23 protein-coding genes are annotated in these 18,446 nt (G+C 70.0%); 4 read left to right on the top strand and 19 right to left on the bottom strand.

Annotated elements, in window-relative coordinates; all coding sequences use genetic code 11:
* The first annotated feature begins 16 nt into the window (after positions 1–16).
* The gene (locus tag AB0J57_RS30470) at positions 17–940 is read left to right on the top strand and encodes a GNAT family N-acetyltransferase (protein WP_366131580.1); all 924 of its coding nucleotides are present in this window, start codon (positions 17–19) and stop codon (positions 938–940) included.
* Positions 921–1,418 (top strand): DUF402 domain-containing protein, encoded by a 498-nt coding sequence (locus AB0J57_RS30465; RefSeq protein ID WP_366131579.1) that lies wholly within the window; start codon positions 921–923, stop codon positions 1,416–1,418. Before AB0J57_RS30470 ends, AB0J57_RS30465 begins: the two co-directional genes overlap by 20 nt.
* Here AB0J57_RS30465 and AB0J57_RS30460 read toward each other — a convergent pair.
* Genes AB0J57_RS30460 through AB0J57_RS30445 form a run of 4 tightly spaced genes read right to left on the bottom strand, consistent with a single transcriptional unit; the run spans position 1,397 to position 4,828 of the window.
* Entirely contained in the window at positions 1,397–1,837 is a 441-nt protein-coding gene (locus tag AB0J57_RS30460) for a GNAT family N-acetyltransferase (protein ID WP_366131578.1), read from the bottom strand. The two genes, AB0J57_RS30465 and AB0J57_RS30460, sit on opposite strands and share 22 nt — an antisense overlap.
* Entirely contained in the window at positions 1,834–3,330 is a 1,497-nt protein-coding gene (locus AB0J57_RS30455; protein ID WP_366131577.1) for a tripartite tricarboxylate transporter permease, read from the bottom strand. Before AB0J57_RS30455 ends, AB0J57_RS30460 begins: the two co-directional genes overlap by 4 nt.
* Positions 3,330–3,848, bottom strand: coding sequence for a tripartite tricarboxylate transporter TctB family protein (locus tag AB0J57_RS30450; RefSeq protein ID WP_366131576.1), 519 nt, complete (start codon positions 3,846–3,848; stop codon positions 3,330–3,332). The genes AB0J57_RS30455 and AB0J57_RS30450 overlap by 1 nt, the downstream gene beginning before the upstream one ends.
* A complete protein-coding gene (locus AB0J57_RS30445) occupies positions 3,845–4,828 on the bottom strand; it encodes a tripartite tricarboxylate transporter substrate binding protein (RefSeq protein WP_366131575.1) in 984 nt (327 codons plus the stop codon). Before AB0J57_RS30445 ends, AB0J57_RS30450 begins: the two co-directional genes overlap by 4 nt.
* A gap of 132 nt (positions 4,829–4,960) precedes the next feature.
* Here AB0J57_RS30445 and AB0J57_RS30440 point away from each other — a divergent pair, with 132 nt between their 5' ends.
* Positions 4,961–5,626: a response regulator gene (locus tag AB0J57_RS30440; protein WP_366131574.1), complete on the top strand. Its 666-nt coding sequence runs from the start codon at positions 4,961–4,963 to the stop codon at positions 5,624–5,626.
* On the opposite strand, the gene AB0J57_RS30435 is transcribed toward AB0J57_RS30440, so the two are convergent.
* The 11 genes from AB0J57_RS30435 to AB0J57_RS30385 all read right to left on the bottom strand — a co-directional run bounded on the left by AB0J57_RS30435 (position 5,611) and on the right by AB0J57_RS30385 (position 15,119).
* On the bottom strand, positions 5,611–6,024 hold the full coding sequence (locus tag AB0J57_RS30435) for a VOC family protein (protein ID WP_366131669.1): 414 nt from the start codon (positions 6,022–6,024) through the stop codon (positions 5,611–5,613). The genes AB0J57_RS30440 and AB0J57_RS30435 overlap by 16 nt on opposite strands.
* Positions 6,025–6,186: 162 nt before the next feature.
* The gene (locus AB0J57_RS30430; protein WP_366131573.1) at positions 6,187–7,011 is read right to left on the bottom strand and encodes a site-specific integrase; all 825 of its coding nucleotides are present in this window, start codon (positions 7,009–7,011) and stop codon (positions 6,187–6,189) included.
* 15 nt (positions 7,012–7,026) lie between these two features.
* Complete coding sequence (locus AB0J57_RS30425) at positions 7,027–7,371, bottom strand: hypothetical protein (RefSeq protein WP_366131572.1); 345 nt, start codon at positions 7,369–7,371, stop codon at positions 7,027–7,029.
* Between the two features lie 65 nt (positions 7,372–7,436).
* Positions 7,437–7,655 carry a helix-turn-helix domain-containing protein gene (locus tag AB0J57_RS30420; protein ID WP_366131570.1) on the bottom strand — a complete coding sequence of 73 codons (219 nt, stop codon included), beginning with the start codon at positions 7,653–7,655 and terminating at the stop codon, positions 7,437–7,439.
* Between the two features lie 179 nt (positions 7,656–7,834).
* On the bottom strand, positions 7,835–9,085 hold the full coding sequence (locus tag AB0J57_RS30415) for a DUF3631 domain-containing protein (RefSeq protein ID WP_366131569.1): 1,251 nt from the start codon (positions 9,083–9,085) through the stop codon (positions 7,835–7,837).
* 343 nt (positions 9,086–9,428) lie between these two features.
* The gene (locus tag AB0J57_RS30410) at positions 9,429–10,340 is read right to left on the bottom strand and encodes a bifunctional DNA primase/polymerase (RefSeq protein WP_366131568.1); all 912 of its coding nucleotides are present in this window, start codon (positions 10,338–10,340) and stop codon (positions 9,429–9,431) included.
* Positions 10,341–10,427: 87 nt separating this feature from the next.
* Positions 10,428–10,772 carry a single-stranded DNA-binding protein gene (locus AB0J57_RS30405; protein ID WP_366131668.1) on the bottom strand — a complete coding sequence of 115 codons (345 nt, stop codon included), beginning with the start codon at positions 10,770–10,772 and terminating at the stop codon, positions 10,428–10,430.
* Positions 10,773–10,895: 123 nt separating this feature from the next.
* Entirely contained in the window at positions 10,896–11,579 is a 684-nt protein-coding gene (locus tag AB0J57_RS30400) for a hypothetical protein (protein WP_366131567.1), read from the bottom strand.
* A gap of 20 nt (positions 11,580–11,599) precedes the next feature.
* The gene (locus tag AB0J57_RS30395; RefSeq protein WP_366131566.1) at positions 11,600–11,902 is read right to left on the bottom strand and encodes a hypothetical protein; all 303 of its coding nucleotides are present in this window, start codon (positions 11,900–11,902) and stop codon (positions 11,600–11,602) included.
* Between the two features lie 248 nt (positions 11,903–12,150).
* A complete protein-coding gene (locus AB0J57_RS30390) occupies positions 12,151–14,247 on the bottom strand; it encodes a hypothetical protein (protein WP_366131565.1) in 2,097 nt (698 codons plus the stop codon).
* A 2-nt stretch (positions 14,248–14,249) separates the two neighbouring features.
* Complete coding sequence (locus tag AB0J57_RS30385) at positions 14,250–15,119, bottom strand: hypothetical protein (RefSeq protein ID WP_366131564.1); 870 nt, start codon at positions 15,117–15,119, stop codon at positions 14,250–14,252.
* A gap of 918 nt (positions 15,120–16,037) precedes the next feature.
* On the opposite strand from AB0J57_RS30385, the gene AB0J57_RS30380 reads away from it, so the two are divergent.
* On the top strand, positions 16,038–16,439 hold the full coding sequence (locus AB0J57_RS30380; RefSeq protein WP_366131563.1) for a peptidase inhibitor family I36 protein: 402 nt from the start codon (positions 16,038–16,040) through the stop codon (positions 16,437–16,439).
* On the opposite strand, the gene AB0J57_RS30375 is transcribed toward AB0J57_RS30380, so the two are convergent.
* The 4 genes from AB0J57_RS30375 to AB0J57_RS30360 form a co-directional block, all read right to left on the bottom strand.
* The gene (locus tag AB0J57_RS30375; RefSeq protein WP_366131562.1) at positions 16,436–17,413 is read right to left on the bottom strand and encodes a DUF2637 domain-containing protein; all 978 of its coding nucleotides are present in this window, start codon (positions 17,411–17,413) and stop codon (positions 16,436–16,438) included. The two genes, AB0J57_RS30380 and AB0J57_RS30375, sit on opposite strands and share 4 nt — an antisense overlap.
* Positions 17,410–17,697, bottom strand: a complete 288-nt coding sequence (locus AB0J57_RS30370; protein ID WP_366131561.1) for a DUF6303 family protein — start codon at positions 17,695–17,697, stop codon at positions 17,410–17,412. The genes AB0J57_RS30375 and AB0J57_RS30370 overlap by 4 nt, the downstream gene beginning before the upstream one ends.
* Positions 17,697–17,960, bottom strand: coding sequence for a DUF6284 family protein (locus AB0J57_RS30365; RefSeq protein WP_366131560.1), 264 nt, complete (start codon positions 17,958–17,960; stop codon positions 17,697–17,699). The genes AB0J57_RS30370 and AB0J57_RS30365 overlap by 1 nt, the downstream gene beginning before the upstream one ends.
* Before the next feature lie 98 nt (positions 17,961–18,058).
* Entirely contained in the window at positions 18,059–18,217 is a 159-nt protein-coding gene (locus AB0J57_RS30360; RefSeq protein WP_366131559.1) for a hypothetical protein, read from the bottom strand.
* Positions 18,218–18,446: the final 229 nt, after the last annotated feature.

The raw sequence follows: 18,446 nt of genomic DNA, 5'->3' as shown, positions 1-18,446 counted from the left end.
CGTAGCGTGCGGCTCCATGACTGTGATCGTGCGTGATTTCCGCCCCGAGGACGCCGAGGCCGTGGCCAGGTCGCGGCAGGCGTGCATACCGTTCCAGGTGACGACGCCGCGTTCGGTGCTCTTCGACGTCGAGACCGCCAACCCCGCCAAGAAGTTCCGGCTGCTGGTGGCGGAGAAGGACGGTGAGATCATCGGGACGGCGTACGCCGGCATCGCGTACGACAGCAGCGACCCCGGTCAGGCGTACGCCACGCCGAACGTCCACCCGGACCACCGCGGCCATGGCGCCGGCGGGCTGCTGTTGCGTACCGCCGAGGAGCACCTGGCGGCCGAGGGCGGCACGTCCCTGTACGCCTGGGCGCTGGACCAGCCGGAGAACCTGTCGTTCGCCGCCAAGCGCGGCTACCGCCCCACCCGCACCGCGCACTTCCAGCGCCTGGACCTGGCGCACACCACCCTGCCCGAGCTGCCCGGGGCACTCCCGCCCGGTGTCGAGCTGCGCACCTGCGCCGACTACGAGGCCGATCCGCGCCCGATGTTCCGCGCCGACGCGGAGGCGACGTCCGACGAGCCGAGCGACATCGCCACGGACTTCGACGACTACGAGGACTGGGTGCGCCACACCTGGAACAACCCGCTGCTCGACCGCGGCCTCTCCACGGTCGTGACCGTGGACGGCGAGGTGGCGGCCTTCACCGCCGCCTACACGGACGGCGGGACCCGCTATGTGTCGGGCATGACCGGCACCCTGCGCGCCCACCGGGGCCGGGGTCTGGCGAAGCTGGCCAAGACGGACTCGCTGCGGCGGGCCCGCGCGGCGGGCTGTAACGACGCGTACACCAGCAACGACGGTGCGAACGGCCCGATGCTGGCGATCAACAAGTGGTTCGGGTACGAGATCTGCGCGACGGAGGTCCGGCATGTCCGCACGCTCGGTTGAGATCCGCCTGGTCAAGGCCGGGCGGACGAAGATCGGCTACCCGGCCGAGGTGGTGTCCGACGACGGCACCCGCCTCACCGTGCGCGCCCCGTGGGCGGCGGACGGGGTGCGGGACTTCGGCTTCGTACGGTTCGAGCCGGGTGATGTCTTCACGGAGCACTACTGGCGCGACCGGTGGTACGCGGTGAAGGAGGTCCGGGGCGGGGACGGTGTCCTGAAGGGCTGGTACTGCGACATCACCCGGCCGGTGTCGGTGGCCGGCTCCGAGGTGGTCGTCGAGGACCTCGACCTGGACCTGTGGGTCTCTGCCGACGGCGGCGAGGTGCTGCGGCTGGACGAGGACGAGTTCGAGGCGAGCGGCCTCGCCGAGCGGGACCGGGGGGCGGCGGCCGCCGCCCGCGAGGCGCTGGACGCCCTCGAAGTCCTCGCCCGCGAGGGCCGGCTGCCGGGTGCGGGTCAGGAGACCGGCTTGCGGTAGTGGACGCGCTCGGGGTCGTCCGCCGTGCGCGGCTCGTCGACCTCGTAGCCGTACCGCTCGTACATCGCCCGGTTCTCCCGCATCAGTGAGTGGGTGAGGAGCCGCACCTCGGGCAGGCCGAGGGTGCGGGCGCGCTCCTCCACGAAGGCCAGCAGGCGGCGGCCGAGGCCGGTGCCCTGGGCGTCGGGGTGGACGGCGATGTTGTCGAGGTAGAGGTGGTCGGCCTCGGTCCTGAGGACCACGAGGCCGACCACCGGGTCACCGGTGACGTACACCCGTCCCTCCGCCACGTCCGCCGCGTGGTCGGCCTCCATCGGGGCCGGTGCGCGACCGATCCGGTCGATGTAGTGGTGGTAGGCCGCGTCGGTCACGGCCTTCACCCGGGGGACGTCGTCGGTGGTCGCACGGCGAATTGTCATACCGTCAGATTACGACGGCGCTTGATCACCTTCTTGAGCGACGGCCAGGCCAGCAGGACGACGATCACGGCGTACACGGTCACCGAGAACGGCGTGTTGACCAGGCCGGTGACGCTGCCGTCGCTGATCTGGAGCGCCCGGCGCAACTGCTGTTCGGCGGCCGGGCCGAGGATGACGCCGATGACGGCGGGCAGCACGGGCAGGCCGTAGCGGCGCATCCCGAACCCGATGAGGCCGATGATCAGCAGGATCACCAGGTCGAGGGCCTCGCCGCCGACCGCGTACGCGCCCGTCGCGGCGAAGAACAGGATGCCCGCGTACAGGTACGGGCGCGGCACGCGCAGCAGCTTTGCCCACAGGGGCGCGAGCGGCAGGTTCAGCGCGAGGAGCAGCACCATGCCGACGAAGAGCGAGGCGATCAGGCCCCACACCAGGTCGGGTTCGCGTTCGAAGAGCAGCGGGCCGGGCTGGATGCCGTACTGCTGGAAGGCGGCCAGCATCACGGCGGCGACGGCGGTGGTCGGCAGCCCGAGCGTCAGCATGGACACCAGCGTGCCGGCCGCCGAGGCGGAGGCGGCGGACTCCGGTCCGGCGACGCCCTCGATGGCGCCGCGCCCGAACTCGTCCTTGTGCTTGGACAGCCGCTTTTCGGTGACGTACGACAGGAACGTCGGGATCTCGGCGCCGCCGGCCGGGATGGCGCCGAACGGGAAGCCGATCAGCGGCCCGCGCAGCCACGGCTTCCAGGTACGCCTGACATCGTCCTTGCCGAGCCAGGGCCGGCCGACGGGGATGGCTTCGCCGCCGCTGCGCCGCAGGTGCGCGGCGACCCACAGGGCCTCGCCGATGGCGAAGAGGCCGACCGCGACGATGACGACGTCGATGCCGTCGGCGAGCTGGAGCGAGCCGAAGGTGAGCCGCTGCTGGCCGGTCATCTGGTCGAGCCCGACCAGGCCGAGGGTGAGGCCGATGAGCAAGGAGGCCAGGCCCCGGATGCGGGAGGAGCCCAGCACCGACGTGACCGCGATGAACGCCAGCACCATGATGGCGAAGTAGTCGGGCGCGCCGATGTCCACCGCCAGCTCGGCGACGGTCGGGGCGAGGGCGACCAGCAGGATCGTGCCGATCATGCCGCCCGCGAAGTGCCCGCCCGCGGCGGCCGCGAGGGCCTGGGCGCCGCGCCCCGCCTTGGCCATCGGGTTGCCCTCGATGGCGGCGACGACGGCGGCGCTCTCACCGGGCGTGTTGAGCAGGATGGAGGTGGTGGAGCCGCCGAACATCGCCCCGTAGTAGATGCCCGCGAACATGATGAACGCGCCGGTGGGTTCGAGTCCGTACGTCACCGGCAGCAGCAGCGCGACGGCCATGGCCGGGCCGATGCCGGGCAGGACGCCGATGGCCGTGCCGAGCAGGACGCCTATGGCGGCCCAGAGGAGGTTGATCGGCGTCAGGGCGGTGCCGAAGCCGTCGAGGAGTGAGTTCAGAGAGTCCATCAGAGCACTCCCATCAGCGGGCCACCGGGGAGCGGGACACCGAGCAGGTTGTTGAAGACGACGTAGGTGACGAGGGAGAGGACGGCCGCGATCAGCGGGTCACGGTCGGCGCGGCGGCTGCCGAGCGCGTACGCGGAGCCCCAGAAGAGCAGGGTGCCGGCGATGGGGAAGCCGAGCGGGCCGATGAGGACGGCGCCGCCGAGGAAGACCCCGGCGAGCAGCAGGACGGTGCGCCAGTCGCTGGGCTCGGACAGGTCGATGTCCTCGCCGCCCTCGGCTTCGCCCCGGCCGCCGCGCAGGACGTCGACGGCGAGGAGGACGGCGACGAGGAGCAGGCCCGCGCCGACGACGACGGGGACGGTCGTGGGGCCGACGGGCCCGCGCTGTCCCGCCGCGATGTCCATGGTCAGCGCGTCCGTGAGGACGAGTACGCCGAGGACCAGCAGGAGCAGGCTGACGCCGAGCTCGGAGTGTTCGCGCAGCCAGGAGCGGCGGCTGTTCGTGGCGGGTGTGGTCACAGTCCCAGCTCCTTCAGGACGGAGCCGACGCGCTCGTTCTGCTCGTCGAGGAACTTCCCGAACTCCTCACCGGACAGGTAGGCGTCGTCCCAGCCGTTCTTCTTCAGGGAGTCGCGCCACTGCTTGGAGGCGTGCAGTTTCTCGACGAGACCGATGAGCTTGTCGCGCTCGGCGCCGGAGAGGCCGGGCGGGGCGACGATGCCGCGCCAGTTGGTGAACTCGGTGTCGAGCCCCGCCTCGCGCAGGGTCGGCGCGTCCAGTCCCGGTACGCGCTTCGGCCCGGTGACGGCGAGCAGCCGCAGCTCCCCCGACTTGATCTGGTCGAGGTACTCGCCCACGCCCGAGACGCCGAAGGCGACCTTGTTGCCGAGGATGGAGGCGAGCAGCTCGCCACCACCGTCGAAGGGGATGTAATTCACCGATTTCGGGGCGATTCCGGCGGCCTGTGCCATGAGCATGGGCGCGAGGTGGTCGGGGCCGCCCGGTGACGACCCGCCGCCGACGGGCAGCTTCGCGGGGTTCTTCTTCCAGGCGGCGAGGAGGTCCTGGATGGTCTTGTACGGGGAGTCCTTGGCGACGACCACGATGTCCTGCTCCTCGGTGAGCCGGGCGATCGGGGTGGTGTCGGCGAGGGTCGCGGGGGTCTTGTTGGTGTGTACGGCTCCGACGACACCGAGGCCCATGGACATGGCGAGCCTGCCGTTGCCGTGCTCGCCGACGAGCCGGGTCAGGCCGACGGTGCCACCGGCGCCGGGCAGGTTGAAGACCTCGATGTTGTGGGTGAGGCCGGCGTCCTCGGCGTTCTTGGCCGCGGTGCGGGCCGTGATGTCGTAGCCTCCGCCGGGCGTGTTGGGGACCATGAAGCGCAGGCCGGGGATCTGCGTGCCGGTGTCGGAGCCGCTGCCCGTGGAGAGCAGCGGCGGCCCCACGAGCACCAGCAGCGCCGCCCCGAGGAGGGCGAGGGGAGTGCGGACGCGCACGTGTGCCGCCTTTCGGACCGTGTCTTTTCGGACGTGAAGTGGCCCACATGTTGCCCGCGCGTTAAGAACCTGTCTCCCTTCCGCAATCAACGGACGTTGTGGTCGTTGTGTCCGCGACCTAGCGTGTCGCCGGTGACGAAGGTGCTGGTGGTCGACGACGACTTCATGGTCGCCAAGCTGCACAGCCGCTATGTGTCCGCGGTGGACGGCTTCACGGTCGCCGGGGTGGCGCACAGCGGCGCCGAGGCGCTGCGCGCGGCCGAGGCGCTGCGCCCCGACATCGTCCTGCTGGACATCTACCTGCCCGACATGGACGGGATCGGTGTGCTGCGCGCGCTGCGGGCGGCGGGCCACGGCGCGGACGCGCTGTTCATCACGGCGGCCCGGGACGCGGGCACGATCCGCTCGGCGCTGCGAGCCGGGGCCCTGCACTACCTGATCAAGCCCTTCAGCCAGGCCGCGCTGCGGGAGCAGCTCCTGCACGTGGCGTCGCTGCGCACCCGCCTGGACGAGCTGGACGAGGCGCGCCAGGAGGACGTCGACCAGATCTTCGGCACCCGCCCGCCCGGCTCCCGCGAGCTCCCCAAAGGCCTGGCCGCCCACACCGCCGACCTGGTGGACCGCATCCTCCGCGACCACCCCGCGGGCCTGTCCGCCACCGAGTGCGCGGAGGCCGGCTCCCTCTCCCGCGTGAGCGCCCGCCGCTACCTGGAGTACTTCGCCGAGACGGGCCGCGCCGAGGTCACCCTCCGCTACGGCGGCACGGGCCGCCCGGAACGGCGCTACCGGCGGGTGTAGGGGCGGGTCATGATCTCCATGTTGTGGCCGTCCGGGTCGTCGAAGGAGGCCCCTCGGCCGCCGAAGAGGGTGTTGGTGCTGCCCGGTTCGCTGTGGCTGGGATCGGCGTAGTACGTGACTCCGGCGGCCTCCGGGCGGGCGATCATGGCGTCGAACTGCTCGTCGGGCACGAGGAACGCGTAGTGCTGCGACCGGATCGGCTCGTCGGTCATCTCGTAGTAGTCGAGTGTGACGCCATTCCCGAGGTCGACGGGCAGGAACGGCCCGAAGGGAGCGCCGACCTTCAGTCCCAGGATCGTGGCGGTGAACTCCGCCGACCGTTGCGGGTCCCGGGCGTAGACGATGGCGTGGTTCAGCTCGACGGAGGTGAGCGGCGGCTGGTTGGGAGCGCGGTTCAGCTTCCTGAGCGTCTTCTTAGCGTCGCCTTAAGCGACGCGCGGCACGCTCAAGCCGTCGTTCTTGCAGGTCGGGCGGTGCACGGCCAGCGACGGAGATTGTGGGGTGCACACACCGAGAGCCAAAGAGGGAGCCACGGCCCCCGCTAAGCACCCCTCTGACCGCTAGGGGCCGGCTACTCCCCCGTCATCGAAGATGTCGTCCATAGCTTCGGCTCCCTCCGTGATGACGGGCCGCAACTGCTTACGGTAGACCGACTCGGTGACGACCGTGGTGCTGTGCCCGACGACCCGGGCAATGACCTCGATCGGGATTCCATGGTCGGAGAGCAGTGAGACGAAGCTGTGCCGCAGTTCTCGCGGTGTCCACTTCTCGGGCTGGTCGATTCCGGCCCGCCGCAGCAGCGCTCGGAAGTTCCGCCGGACCTGGTCGGCAGTACGCTGCTCGCCGCTGTCCGTCCCGAAGACGTATCCCTCCGCGTCCCACACCAGGCCCAGGGCCTCTCTCTTCCGCTGTTGCTCTGCCCGGTGCTGTTCCAGCACGGCGACGACCTGTCGGGGAACCGCCAGGGTGCGCCGACTCTTACGCGTCTTCATTTCGCCCCGCCGCCGCACTGATCGCCACACCTCAATGTGCGGCACCACTCCGCCGGCGGGTTTCAGGTGTACGTGGTTCCATCTGAGCGGCCTCACCTCCTCCGTACGAATTCCCACGAGCAGCGACACCACTACGTACGCGTGGATCCAACTGCCTTGCGAGGCACCACCGGACAGGACGGCCTTGGCCTGCTGTAGCGTCAGCGACTTGCTCGGGCGGCCGATTTGCCCTTCCGGAGTCTCTACCAACGCAGCTACGTTCCTTCCTACCTTGTCGTGACGTTGCGCATGAGTAATGGTCCGCCGCAGAATCGAATGGACCATTTCAAGTGAACTGGTAGCAAGCACCTGCGCCTTCTCGTCAAGCCAGCACTCCACTGCATCGGCCGACAAGTCACGCAGCTTGGCTCAACCCAGGTCCGGAATGACATGGTTTGCAGCGAGACTCCGATAGGTACTGACGCTGGCCGGGTCCCGCCCCTTCAGCCCCTTCGCCAGCCAATCGTTTACCGCCTGCTCCACCGTGTAGCTGGCGGAGGACTTGACGCCCGTCTGCTTCAGTTCGGCCCGCAGTTCACGCAGTTTCGCGCGTACCTCAGTCTTGGTCTTGCCTGAGACCTTGGGGCGCTTCCGCTTTCCGGTGGGGGTGAACCCCAACGAAATAGCACCTACGTACCGATTCTTGGACGCGTCCCAGTAGATCGAGTCCTCACCATTAGCCGCCTTTCGGGGGCGGCTGGTGGATTCACTCATGGAATTCCTTGCGAGTAACTGTGGGGCCGAACCAAATATCGGTCCGGCCCCACAATGGGAGTTGGTCAGGATGCGGCCATTTCGGCCTCACGCTTGAGCAGTTCGACGTACTCGTCGATGTACTCCGCTGGCACCAGCCGACGACGCCCAAGTCGGACGGTGCGCAGCCGTCCAAGACGGATCTGTTCGTAGATGACCGTGCGCTTCACTCCGAGCAGCTCGGCTGCGGCCTCCACGCGGTGAAGCCGACGCTCGACCGTGGAGGCGACAGAGGTCCTTTCCATCTGTCCAAAGCTCCTTCGGTGCTGTCCCATCAGGGGGTGAGCTCCCTCCCGGGGAATCCGCAACATCCGCCACGCCGCAACATTGCTGGTCAGCGGCTTGAGCTTGTGGCGGATGGCGGTTGTGTGGCGGATAGGTGCCGCTACGGCGGGGCGGTGGCGGCACCTATCGGCGTGATCGGTCAGCCAGCGATGCGGAGTTGGCGTGTGTCGCCTTCCGCGAACATGTGGCGGCTCTCGGAACCGTCTTCCGCCACAGCTTCACCCCCGTTGACCTGCGGTGTTGCGGGCGTTGCGGATGTTGCGGATTTCTCAGGGGGCGGGGGGCAGTAGCGGGTCCAGGCGTCGCTGAGGTCTTCCGCGTAGTAGCCCTTCGGGGTGCCGCTGCCCACCCGGATACCACGGGGCTTGATCGGAGTGTTGTCGGGGCGCACGTACTGGTTCAGGAGCTTGGACAGGCCGCGCGCGGTAAGCGGCTTGATGCTGTGTCCGTCGTCGCTCATGTCGGCCCATGGGGCGTCATCGAGCCCCAGGAGGACTTCGAGGATGGCGGCGGTCGGCATGCGGTCGGAGCCGCAGAACACCTTGTCGCGGAGGTCCGTCAGCAGGCGCACTCCCAGGGATGCCTCATCGCCCTGCGAGGCGGCCTTGATGAGCGCGACGCAGGCGGCACGGGCTCGCTCGGGCCAGTGCCCGCCGGCCGCGTCCGCCACCGCCAGCAGCGGCTCCCACACGTCGGCCGGGCGGTCCGTGACGCCCTCGGGCATCTCCGGCCACGCGTTGGCGATCTGGTCGTGAATGGTGGCGGTCCACTCCGCGAGCCGGTCCCTGAGGATGTGGCCTTGCTTCTCGTGGACGCGGCGCCGGTAGGGCTCGCACTTCTCGTTGGGGGCCTTCTTGCGCATGCGGATGATGACCGAGCGGGTCAGGATCGTGTCGGGCAGCGAGCCGAGACCGGCCATGGCGACCGCGCAGAACGAGTCGAACCAGCCGGCTTTCTGGTCGGAGCCCTCTCCGACGCAGCGCAGGGACTTGGCGCCGCGCCGGTAGCCGGAATTGAGGAAGCCGCGGACCTCTTCGTTCCCGCCGGCCTTGGGCCCGAAGACGGTGTCGATCTCGTCGAACAACAGCGTCGGAGTTCCTGCATCGGCCGCTACCAGCCGGAACAGGGCGTTGGCGGAGGCGTTGACGGTGGTCGCCGCGCGCGGGGTGAGAGTCTCGATGATCTCCAGGGCCCGTGACTTGCCCGATCCCGGTTCGGGACTCAGGAAGGCGATGCGGGCGGTGCCGTCGAGTGCGTCGATGAGGTGGGCGTGGGCGTCCCACAGGGTTACGGCGGTGTAAGCATGCTCGGTGGGAAAGACGTTGAAGCGGCGGTGGAAGGCTTCCACCTCGTCGAGCAGCGCGGCCCCGTCAATGGTCGTGGGGGTCATGCGGCGGCCCTCCCTTCCTGGGAAGTGGTGCGGAGCGGGCAGATCCCGCGGTGGGCTTCGTGGTCGGTGATCAGAGCGAGCACGCGGCGGTTGCCGACGGCGCTGCGGTCCCAGCCGCACTCGCACTTCGAGGTGGCGGTGGGCACGGCACCGCGTGGCGCGACGATGTGCAGCCACGCAATGGGGTAGCGGCCGTCTCCCCGTAGCCGGTCAGAACGCACAGCAGAAAGGACGCCTTCGGCGGCGACCCTTCGGGCGCCTACGGCCGTAGCATCGACAGGCTGTAGAGCGGCGTGCGGCCGGGGGGTCCTGGCGGGGAGGCTCTTAGTGGGCGGGGGGTTGGTCATGCGGGCCGCCTGCCGGCCGTCGGGTTGTGGGCAATGGACCAGTCCAGGCCCCGTCGGATGACGTCGTCGTAGTAGCGCTGGGACTGTGTGGCGTTCGCCGACGCCGCCCTGCTAAGAGCCTCCTCGACCTCCACGCGGTCGAGGTCGCCGGATGCGACCAGCCGCCCGAGTGCTCGCGCGGCCCTCAGCAGGACGGCGTTGCGGGCGCCGTCCGCGGCAGTGGCGACGTTGTTCACCTCACCCCGTAGAGCCGCCGCCGCGTACCTGCTTGCGCGGGTCGTGACCGACACGGCGGCATTCTGCGTGGGCCGTGCCTGGGGCTTGAGGGCCTCGTAGAGCCAGTCGGGCAGCGCGGCAGGCGGATGGTCGTCCAGGACTGTGTACGTCCCTTGCCGGGTCAGGCTGCCGGGGGCGACGACGTAACCGCCCCAGGCTCGGGTGTCCACCAGGGGCCCCAGCGTGCTTGCGGTGTTGGAGAGCCGGACGTCGGCCGGGACGGTGAAGTACAGGTGCTGCCCGCCGCTGGGGGTCCGCACCTGGTAGGTGGTGGGGAGGGGCTGTCCGGCGCGCTCGCAGAGCGCCTTGAAGGTCGTCGCGCCGCAAGGCGCGTCCGAACTGCTCTTGGCCTTGGGCATGTCGAGGTCGACGACCAAGAGCCCTGAGGGGCCGGTGGCGATCCCGACGTTGAACGGGCCGGCCGACCACGCCGCCCGGATGCGGGTGGGGTTGGTGGTGGCCCGCTCCTGCCACTTGCGGTGCCCGCCGGTGCAGGCCCCGAGCCGGGGGCACTGCCGCTCGCCGTGGAGGGCGGGGGGCTTGTCGCCGGGGCGGAGGGGGAAGGCGTGCCAGCCGCGTTCGGCTGCGTCCAGCGCTGCGGACTGCAGCGCTAAACGGGGGTCATGGGTCATGCTGAATGTCTCCAGTTCTGTGATGAGTACTGGCAGACAAGGGCGGCCCCGACTTCATTGGCGTGAGGGGGGCCGCCCTTGGCGTCGCTAGAAGGGCGGTTCGGTGCTCTCCGCCCCGCCGGTGCTGGCCCAGGCGTCGTCACCGGCGGGACCGCCGGGGGCGATGCGCTTGGCATTGATGGTCACCGTGGCGAAGCGGACCGACGCGCCGATGTCGTCGATCTCCACGGCGAGCATCGAGCGCTTCTCTCCCTGGTCGGTCGTCCAGTCGTGCTGCCGCATCCGCCCATTGGCGACCACGCGGGAGCCCTTGCTGAGGCTGTCCGCGACGTGCTCGGCGAGCGTGCGCCAGGCGGCGCAGCGGTAGAACGCGGTGACGCCGTCCTTCCACTGGTTCGATGTACGGTCGAAGGTGCGCGGGGTGACGGCGATGGTGAACTTCGCCAGCGCGCGCCGGATTCGGTGAACTTCAGCTCCGGATCGTGGGTCAGGTTGCCGATGAGCGTGATCGGGGTCTCTCCGAACGACATGCTGGTCTCTCCTGTCTCGGGTGGGTCAGGTGTGGGAGCGGTTGCGGGCTTGCTGGGCTCGGGGTTCGAGCAGGGCGAAGTGGAGGGCGGCTTCGGCGAGTACGCCGTAGGCGTAGGCGGCGTCCGGCAGGCCAGTCGCGGCGTCGATGGCCTCGTGGAGTTCACCGGTCTCGTGGTCGGTGAGCTGGGGCTGTTCGTCGAGGTATTCGGCGTACAAGCCTGCTTCCTCGCACAGGGCCCAGCGGGAGTGGGCCTGGATGAACTTGGTGTAGCCGCTCCAGCGCTTAAGGCCCGGCATGAGCGGCGGGACCGGGCACAGCTCACCGGAGATGGCGTAGGAACCTTCCTGGGTCCGGCCCAGGCGTACGGCGTCGGGCTGGTCGCCATCCAGGACGCGCAAGGTGGCCCACGAGGTGCCGCAGGCGTACCCGAGTGCGGCCTGGACGTAGAGGTTGCGCAGCTTGTTGGCCTGCTCGCGGTGGATATCCCCGATGCGGAAAAGGGCGTCGTCGTGGGGCCGGAATGGCACCCCACCGGGGGCGCGGCCGTCGATGCGCAGTTCCCCGTCAACGGGCCGCAGCCGGTCAAGGTCGTAGGCGTCACGGGCGATCTCAGCAGCGCGAGCGGCGCGCTGCGCCTCGCGGGCTGCGGCTCCCAAAGCAAACACGCTGTCGGTGAGCGATTCGAACCACACACGTGTGGTGGTCATGACTGTCTCCTTGATGCTGATCAGTGCTTGCTGGAGCGGGCGAGCTTGTAGGTGATCCCGAGCCCAATCGGGCCAGAGGCAAGGCTCAGGGCGAGTTCGTACAGGGCCATGGCGGCGGCGATCAGACCCAGGACTCCGATGGCGCCGGCGAAGACGACGGCGATCGGCATGAGGTAGTCCCGGGCCGGGCGCCGCGGCCGTCCAGTCGCGGTGGTGACGATGACGATGGGCCGTCCTTCACGTTCGGCCTGGCGGTAGACCTCGGCGGGGATGTGCGGGGCGGCTAAGCCGGGGACGGTTCCGGGAGGTTCACGGCGGCGCATGACGGTTCCTCCTTGGCGTTCGCGTGGTGGGTGGAAGCCGACGGGCAGCGCCCCAGGGTGTGGGGTGCTGCCCGTCATCGGCTTGTCGTGTCGCTTGTCGTCTGACTTGTCGTGCGGCTTGTCGCTTGTCTTGTCTTGTCGCTTGTCGCCTTGCAGGTCAAAGCCCGCTTTCGGCTCCTACAGAGCCGCCCAGGGCCCTCCTCGCGGGCGACCCGACAAGCGACAGGCGGTAACCCCTCAGCGGGGCTCTAGGGGGCGTGGCGGTGGTGGACGTAGCGGGTCTTGGTCCCCTCACCGACCCGCACCGCGATCCCCTCGTCCGTCCAGGACTTGAGCCAGCCGACGACCGTCTGCCGGGTGGTGCCGTGCTCGTCCGCGAGTGCGCGGGCGATCGCGGACGCCCCCGTTCCTTCCGGCCCAGCGGCCAGCAGCAGGGCGAGTGCGGCGTCCTTGGCGGCGTTGTCCTCGTTGCGGAGGGCGGACAGGTTCAGCCCCGGCGCGGGCGGCTTGTCGGGCGCCGGGGCGTCACCGCCGGGTTCGGGTGCGGTGGCGAACTGGGCGTCGATCTGCTCCCGGAACTTCCGCGCAAGTGCCTCTTCGTCGGTCTCCGCGGCGGGCGTGGGCTCGTCACGCAGGGCGGACAGGTTCAGCCCGCCCGCCGGGGAGCCGGACGAGGGGGTCTGAGGACCGGCCGGCGTGGTGCTGGGGGTGTCGTCACGCATCCATGCGGTGCGGGCCAGGTCCCAGCGGCGTGCGTAGTCCGGTCCGGCGGCCTTAGTGGAGACGGCGTCGAGGGTGGGGTGGCGGTCGGAGGTGGCGGCGACGATGTCGCGGATCTGGTTGGGCAGGATCCGCCAGGACTTGAACAGCCCCGCCGGTGACTCTGGTGTCCCCATGAACCCCGAGCCCTTGTAGGGGGCTTGGTCGACGCGCAGGCTGCGTGAGCCGGGGAACTGCTTGCTCAGGTCCATGCCTTCGGTCTCGCCACCAGTCAGAGCAACCCGGACCTTGGCCTCCCGGCGGATCATCAGGTTGCCCAGGACCGATCCGGTCGCGCCGAGTGCGGTGAGGACGGTGCGGATGCCCATGGCGCGGGCGATCCGGATGACTTCCAGGATCTTGGCGGCCAGGGCCCGTGAGGGCTTGTCCGGAGCGGCGAGGATCTCGGCACCCTCATCGATCACGAGCATGATCTGCGGGATGTGGTCGCTGATGGGTAGCAGGTCGGTGTTCGCGCGGGACAGCAGGTCTTGGTAGGCCATCTTGCGGTGCTTGGCGATGCGCACTGCCGCATCCAGCATCAGCATCGCTTCCTCGTGGGAGGCAGCCAGCCAGTCAATGCCCGGCCGCATGCCCTCGGTGGTCTGCCCCTGGCTGTCGAGTGCGGGCCGAACCCACGGCAGGCCGGCCGACCCGGCGTTCAGGTCGATCACCCAGGTGAGGACGTCGGTGGCGCGGGCGAACCCGGCCAGGATCGTATGAACCATGTTCGTCTTGCCCGAACCCGTCGGCCCGACAACCAGGGCGCACTGCTCGCGGAGGTAGGCGCGAATCTCATCCGCGTTCGTCCGAAGCCCCCACGGGATGCCGGTGTAGACCGACAGCGGCGCATAGTCGGTGGGGTAGGTGATCTCGGCTTCCAGGACGTTGACCGTGGTCACGTCGATCAGGACACGGCCCTGGTCGATGCCCTGGGAGGCGGTGGCGGTGCAGCCATGCGGCAGACGCGCGTCGGCCGCCAGGCGGGCCGACTCCCGTGCGATGCGGTCGTAGGTGGTGCCGCCCGCGGGGAGTTCGGCGTCGATGGTGAACCCGGTTCCGGTGGGCCACATCTCCACCGCCACCACCCGCACCGCGATCCCACACACCCGCTGGATACGGTCCACCCACTCAGCCGCGATCGCCCGCCGCTCAGCGGAGAGCTCCCGAGCGACCTGCCGTTCGGCGGCGGCGATGGCCTCCAGCTCGCGCGCCTCCTCATGCAGGAGGGTGGCGCGGGCAGCGGCCCCCATGCCGACCCCGACGGTGGCGAGCGACCCGAGCGCGGCCCAGGACAGCGGACCGGTGGTCGTGGCCCACGTCGTCCAGCCCGCCCCGACGAGCCAAGACGCGGCCCGCATGGAGACGGTGCGGGCCGAAAGGCGGTCGCGGAGGCTGGTGATCGTGTGGCCGATGGCGCCGGCCGCGCCGATGGCCAGGGCCCAGCCGGGCGGCATGCCGGTCGCGGCTCCGGTGGTGGCAACGGCGAGGCAGCCGGTGGTGGCGGACAAAGCGCCGGTCACGGGTCCGTGACCGGCGCTGTAGTCCCACACCGGCCCACCTTTGGCCTGTGTGTTGGTGGTCATGGTCAGACGTTCCAGCCCTTCTCTGCCTGGTGGCCGTTGCGGGGGTCCTCGTGCCGTGCGATGTCCTGGGCGTGCACGTTGCGGAACAGCGGGGCCATGTCCTCCGCCACCGCGACGGCGGCCATGACCGCCCCGAAGGCGTCGTTGAACGAGCCCGCCACTTCCTTCTCCAGCGGGAACTCCGAGTCGGACCGCTCAGCGAGGATCTTCATCACGTTCGCCACGGACGTGAGCGCGGCCGGCAATCCCTCGACCATGGACAGGATTTCCATGCAGCCGTCGGGGTCGTAGTTGCTGGCAGCGGCTTCCATCTCCGCCGCGTAGTCCTCGAACCGGAAACCAGACACGCTCTCTCCCTCACTCGCGGGCGTGGATGTGGTGGGTGCGGCGGGAACCAGGCCGACGGGGCGCTCGGCGATGTCCCCGATGTGCTCGGTGCCGTCGTCCTCGGCTTCCGCGTCAGCGGCGGCTTCCTCGTCCTGCTGGGCGTCGCGAATAGCCTGATCCCGGGCGGTGCGCTGGTCTTGGGCGGCCTTCATCAGGCACCGGTACAGGCGGCGGCCGGGGTTTTGCAGCCACGCCCACCGCAGCTTTCGCCCGAGCGGCGTGATGACCATGCCGACCAGACCGAGCGCACCGGCCAGCAGCGCGGCCAGCACCCGACGGCCCTGGAACCGTGCGGCGGACCGCCACAGGGCCTTGCGGGCCCGCTTACGGGCGGGGGCTTTACGGACCGCTGAACGCTGCTGGGCGACCGTGCCACCGGCCTGCTGGTCGCGCGCCTTACGGGCGCGGTCCACCGCCGCACGACGCATGGCACCGGCCTTGCTCAGCCCCGCAGCGACCGCCCGGCCGACGGGCCCCTTCTTCACGGCCCCGGCGGTGCGGGCCTGCTGCTTGGCGTCGCGCCGTGAGTCGGCGACCGCTCGGCGGGCGCTCGTGGTCTCAGCACGGCGGACAGCCCGCGAGGGCGACGCCTTACGCTGAGCATCCCGCAGCGCCTTGACCTGCCCGAGGCGACCACCGCGACCCGCGGTTCCGACTGGAGACAGGCCACCTGCGCGGGCCAGACCGCTCCTTCCACCCCGGAAAGACGAGGACCTTCCCAGGCTGGAAGGTGAGGCTGCTCGATGGCCGGACATACCCGAACCACCGGACTTGCCGCCCGCCTTGCCTCGACTGCGACCAGCGGCCTTAGTGGTGCCAACGTTCCCGTTACGAGACTGCCGTACCACCGGCCCGGCCGACCCTGGGCGCGCCCCGCCCCGCGTGGACCCCCCTCGCGGCGCGGTGGCCCGAAGGGTACGGCGCGTGCTGCTGGGCTTGGTCTGCTGGCGGTGCTTGCGGGTGGCGGCGGCGGTGCCCAGGACGACCGCGCCGGTCGCGGCCAAGGCCAGGGCGACCGGGCCGCCGACCAGGGACGCGGTGGCCAGCAGGGATGCGGTGGTGTTCGTGCCGGTCACCGCGAGGGGAACGACCGGCCAGCCGCCGGGCGTGTGCTCCAGCTCAGCCGCCGGTGCCGGAGCGGGTGTGGGCTCCGGCTGCGGAGGGGGCGCGGTATCCGGCGGGGATTCGGGGCCCGCTACCGGAGTGATGGTGGTGTCCGTCATGCTGGGCTTCTCCCTTCGGGAGGTCAGGGGCCCGGACGCAGTGCTTTGGCCGGCAGCGTCCGGGCCTTACGCGTGTGTTCAGGCAGCGCGCTGTTCCTCGCGGGCCATAAAGAGCCCAGGAAGTTCGTGCCAGGGGCGATCTAGGCAATGACCTGAAGAGGGAGTGATCGTTGGGCAGGCATGAACCACTTCAAGCAGGTCCTTGCCGGGCTGGTTGGCACAGTGGCAGCCCTGAGCATTGCGCCGATCTCGACAGCCCACGCGGCTGACGGGTACGACCGATGCCCTGACGGCTACTACTGCATGTTCTCGGGTCTCGATGGCACCGGAGACATGATCAAGCTGAGGTCGAACACACCGGACCTCGCGGCACTCGGTATGGACGACCGGGTCAAATCCGACTGGAACCGGACTGCTTCGACCATCTACCTGTGGGCCGATGCAAACTACACCGGGTGCACACAGGTCACGTCTGCTGGCCCGACAGGCAAGGGCAACTTCTTCCCCGCCTATCAGGACTTCTTCAGCTCGGTACAGTTCGACGGACCGGGCGGCCCGAGCTGTGGCACACCGCCCGGCTAGCTCGCCGCGCCTTCCAGCTCACGCGGCGCCGCGTGCGAGGGGTCGCGGAGTTCCTGGTAGCGGGAGGACACCCAGCCGATGGACCAGCCGCACAGGTCCGCGGCCGCCCGAACGGGCAGGCCCTCGGCGAACGCGGCACGTACGATCCGGCGGGCGTGATCCTCGCCAACCTTCTCGTTCACGGGACCACCGGACAGGAGCACGGCGCGTTCACGCGCCTCGCGTTCCTCCCGCTGCCGGCGCTCGGTTTCGCGGCGTTGGGCGGCTTCGCGTTCAAGGCGTTCACGATCCCGCTGCTGCTGTTCACGCTCGCGTTCACGGCGTTCACGAGCCTCCCGCTCCGCCCGCTCACGAGCCTCGGCACGGTCGGCTTCCTCGCGCCGTGCGACAGCCTCCCGCTCGGCCTGCTCACGAGCCAAGCGAGCCTCGTGTTCACGCTGTTCACGCGCCAGCGTGGCGGCGTGCTCGCGCTCCTCACGCGCCCGACGCTCGGCCGCCTCCCGCGCCCGCTCTGCTGCCTGTTCCCGCTCCATCTGCTCGGCGCACTGCCGGGCATCCAAGGCGGTCAGGGCAGCGGAGATGGCGCGCCGGTAGGCCAGGCTGGTCTCAGCGGTGACGATCAGCAGCAGCGGCGCCACCGCGTGCACAGCCACGCCGACCAGGTCCTTTTTCAGGGCGGAGTCGGCGATGTTCAGGGCCAGGGTCATGCCGCCGGTCATCCACCGCAGCGCGATCGGCCACCGCCCGCCGTGCCCGCCCAGACGGGCCAGGACGGCATCGAGACGGACGACGATGACGACAGCGGCATCCACCACCAGGGGCAGAATCGGCGCCGTCCAGTCCCACGCGGCGGGCGTGTGCTTCGCCATGAGCGGGGTCACGGTCAGGATCGAATAGAGCATCGCTCCGCAGACGATCAGCCACGTGCCGGCCGACAGCGCGCGCTCGGCTGAACGGATCTGAACAGCGTTCACGGGCCTGCCTCCCGGACGGTCGCGGAGGCGATCAGCAGGACCGGTGAGGCGGCGTCGCCATGAACCACGCTGTCCTCGGTCCAGGTCCATTCAGCGCCGTCCGTAAACACGTAGCCGAGCGTGTTCAGCGCCCGTGAACGCGCCGCCACAGTCGGCACCACAGAGCCGACGAACTCGTACTCCGGCCACTGCGACGACGGCTCACCGAGCAGCGCCACGTACAGGCGCCACCGGCCCGTCCACCGGCTCACGGACATCTGCGTCGTGTAGGTGCCGGCCGCCATTAGGCCACCTCCGGCGAACCCGCACCGGCCCGGTTCGTCAGCTCCCGCCGCGCGGCCAGCACCCGACGGCGCGCCCGCCGGACCCGGCGCACGTCCAGCGGCGACGGCGCGCGATCCAGAACCGCGATCTGCGCGTCCAACAGCTCGACCTCCGCCTGAATGACGGGCATCTCGCGGTCGATCGCCTCCAGCTCCGCGGCCGAAGGTTCCCCGTCGAACGCGGTGGCGGTAACAGCCACCTGAAGTGCAACGATGTGTTTCATGGGTCGTGGTCTCCCTAGCAGGTTCTACGGCTCGACAGCGCCCCCGGAGATTGCAGCTCCGGGGGCGCGCGCCGTATGAGGCGAAGGTGATCGGTGGGCTACTTCCGCTTGCCGCCCCGCCCGTGCGCGTCGTCCAGCTCAGCGGCGGCGTTCTTGGCCTTACCGGACGTGATCCGGTCGTAGACCTTCTGACTGCGCTTGACCGCAGCAGGCGTGGTCAGATCGGAGGACTGCTGCGGCGACTTCTTGCCGAACATGAGAACTCCTTCGATGCGGGCACCGGCCGGCCGATCCGGCCCGGCTCCCCTCAGCCCCGCCCGTACGGCACCCGCGAGGGGCCCGGACGGGCGGAGGAGGCAACCGGCCGCAGCACTGCTGCGCACGTGACCTGACTCCGCGAGTCACCGGCTAACCCGGTGCTCCGAAGCGGCGGATCAGGGAGACACGGTGGGCATGGCCGTCGTGCCGGTCCAGCACGGAGGACGC

Origin of the sequence: Streptomyces sp. NPDC049837, assembly GCF_040674455.1 — a bacterium.
Taxonomy (GTDB): Bacteria; Actinomycetota; Actinomycetes; order Streptomycetales; family Streptomycetaceae; genus Streptomyces.
Note: the sequence above shows the minus strand (reverse complement) of the source record. Positions and strands in the feature narration are given on the sequence as shown.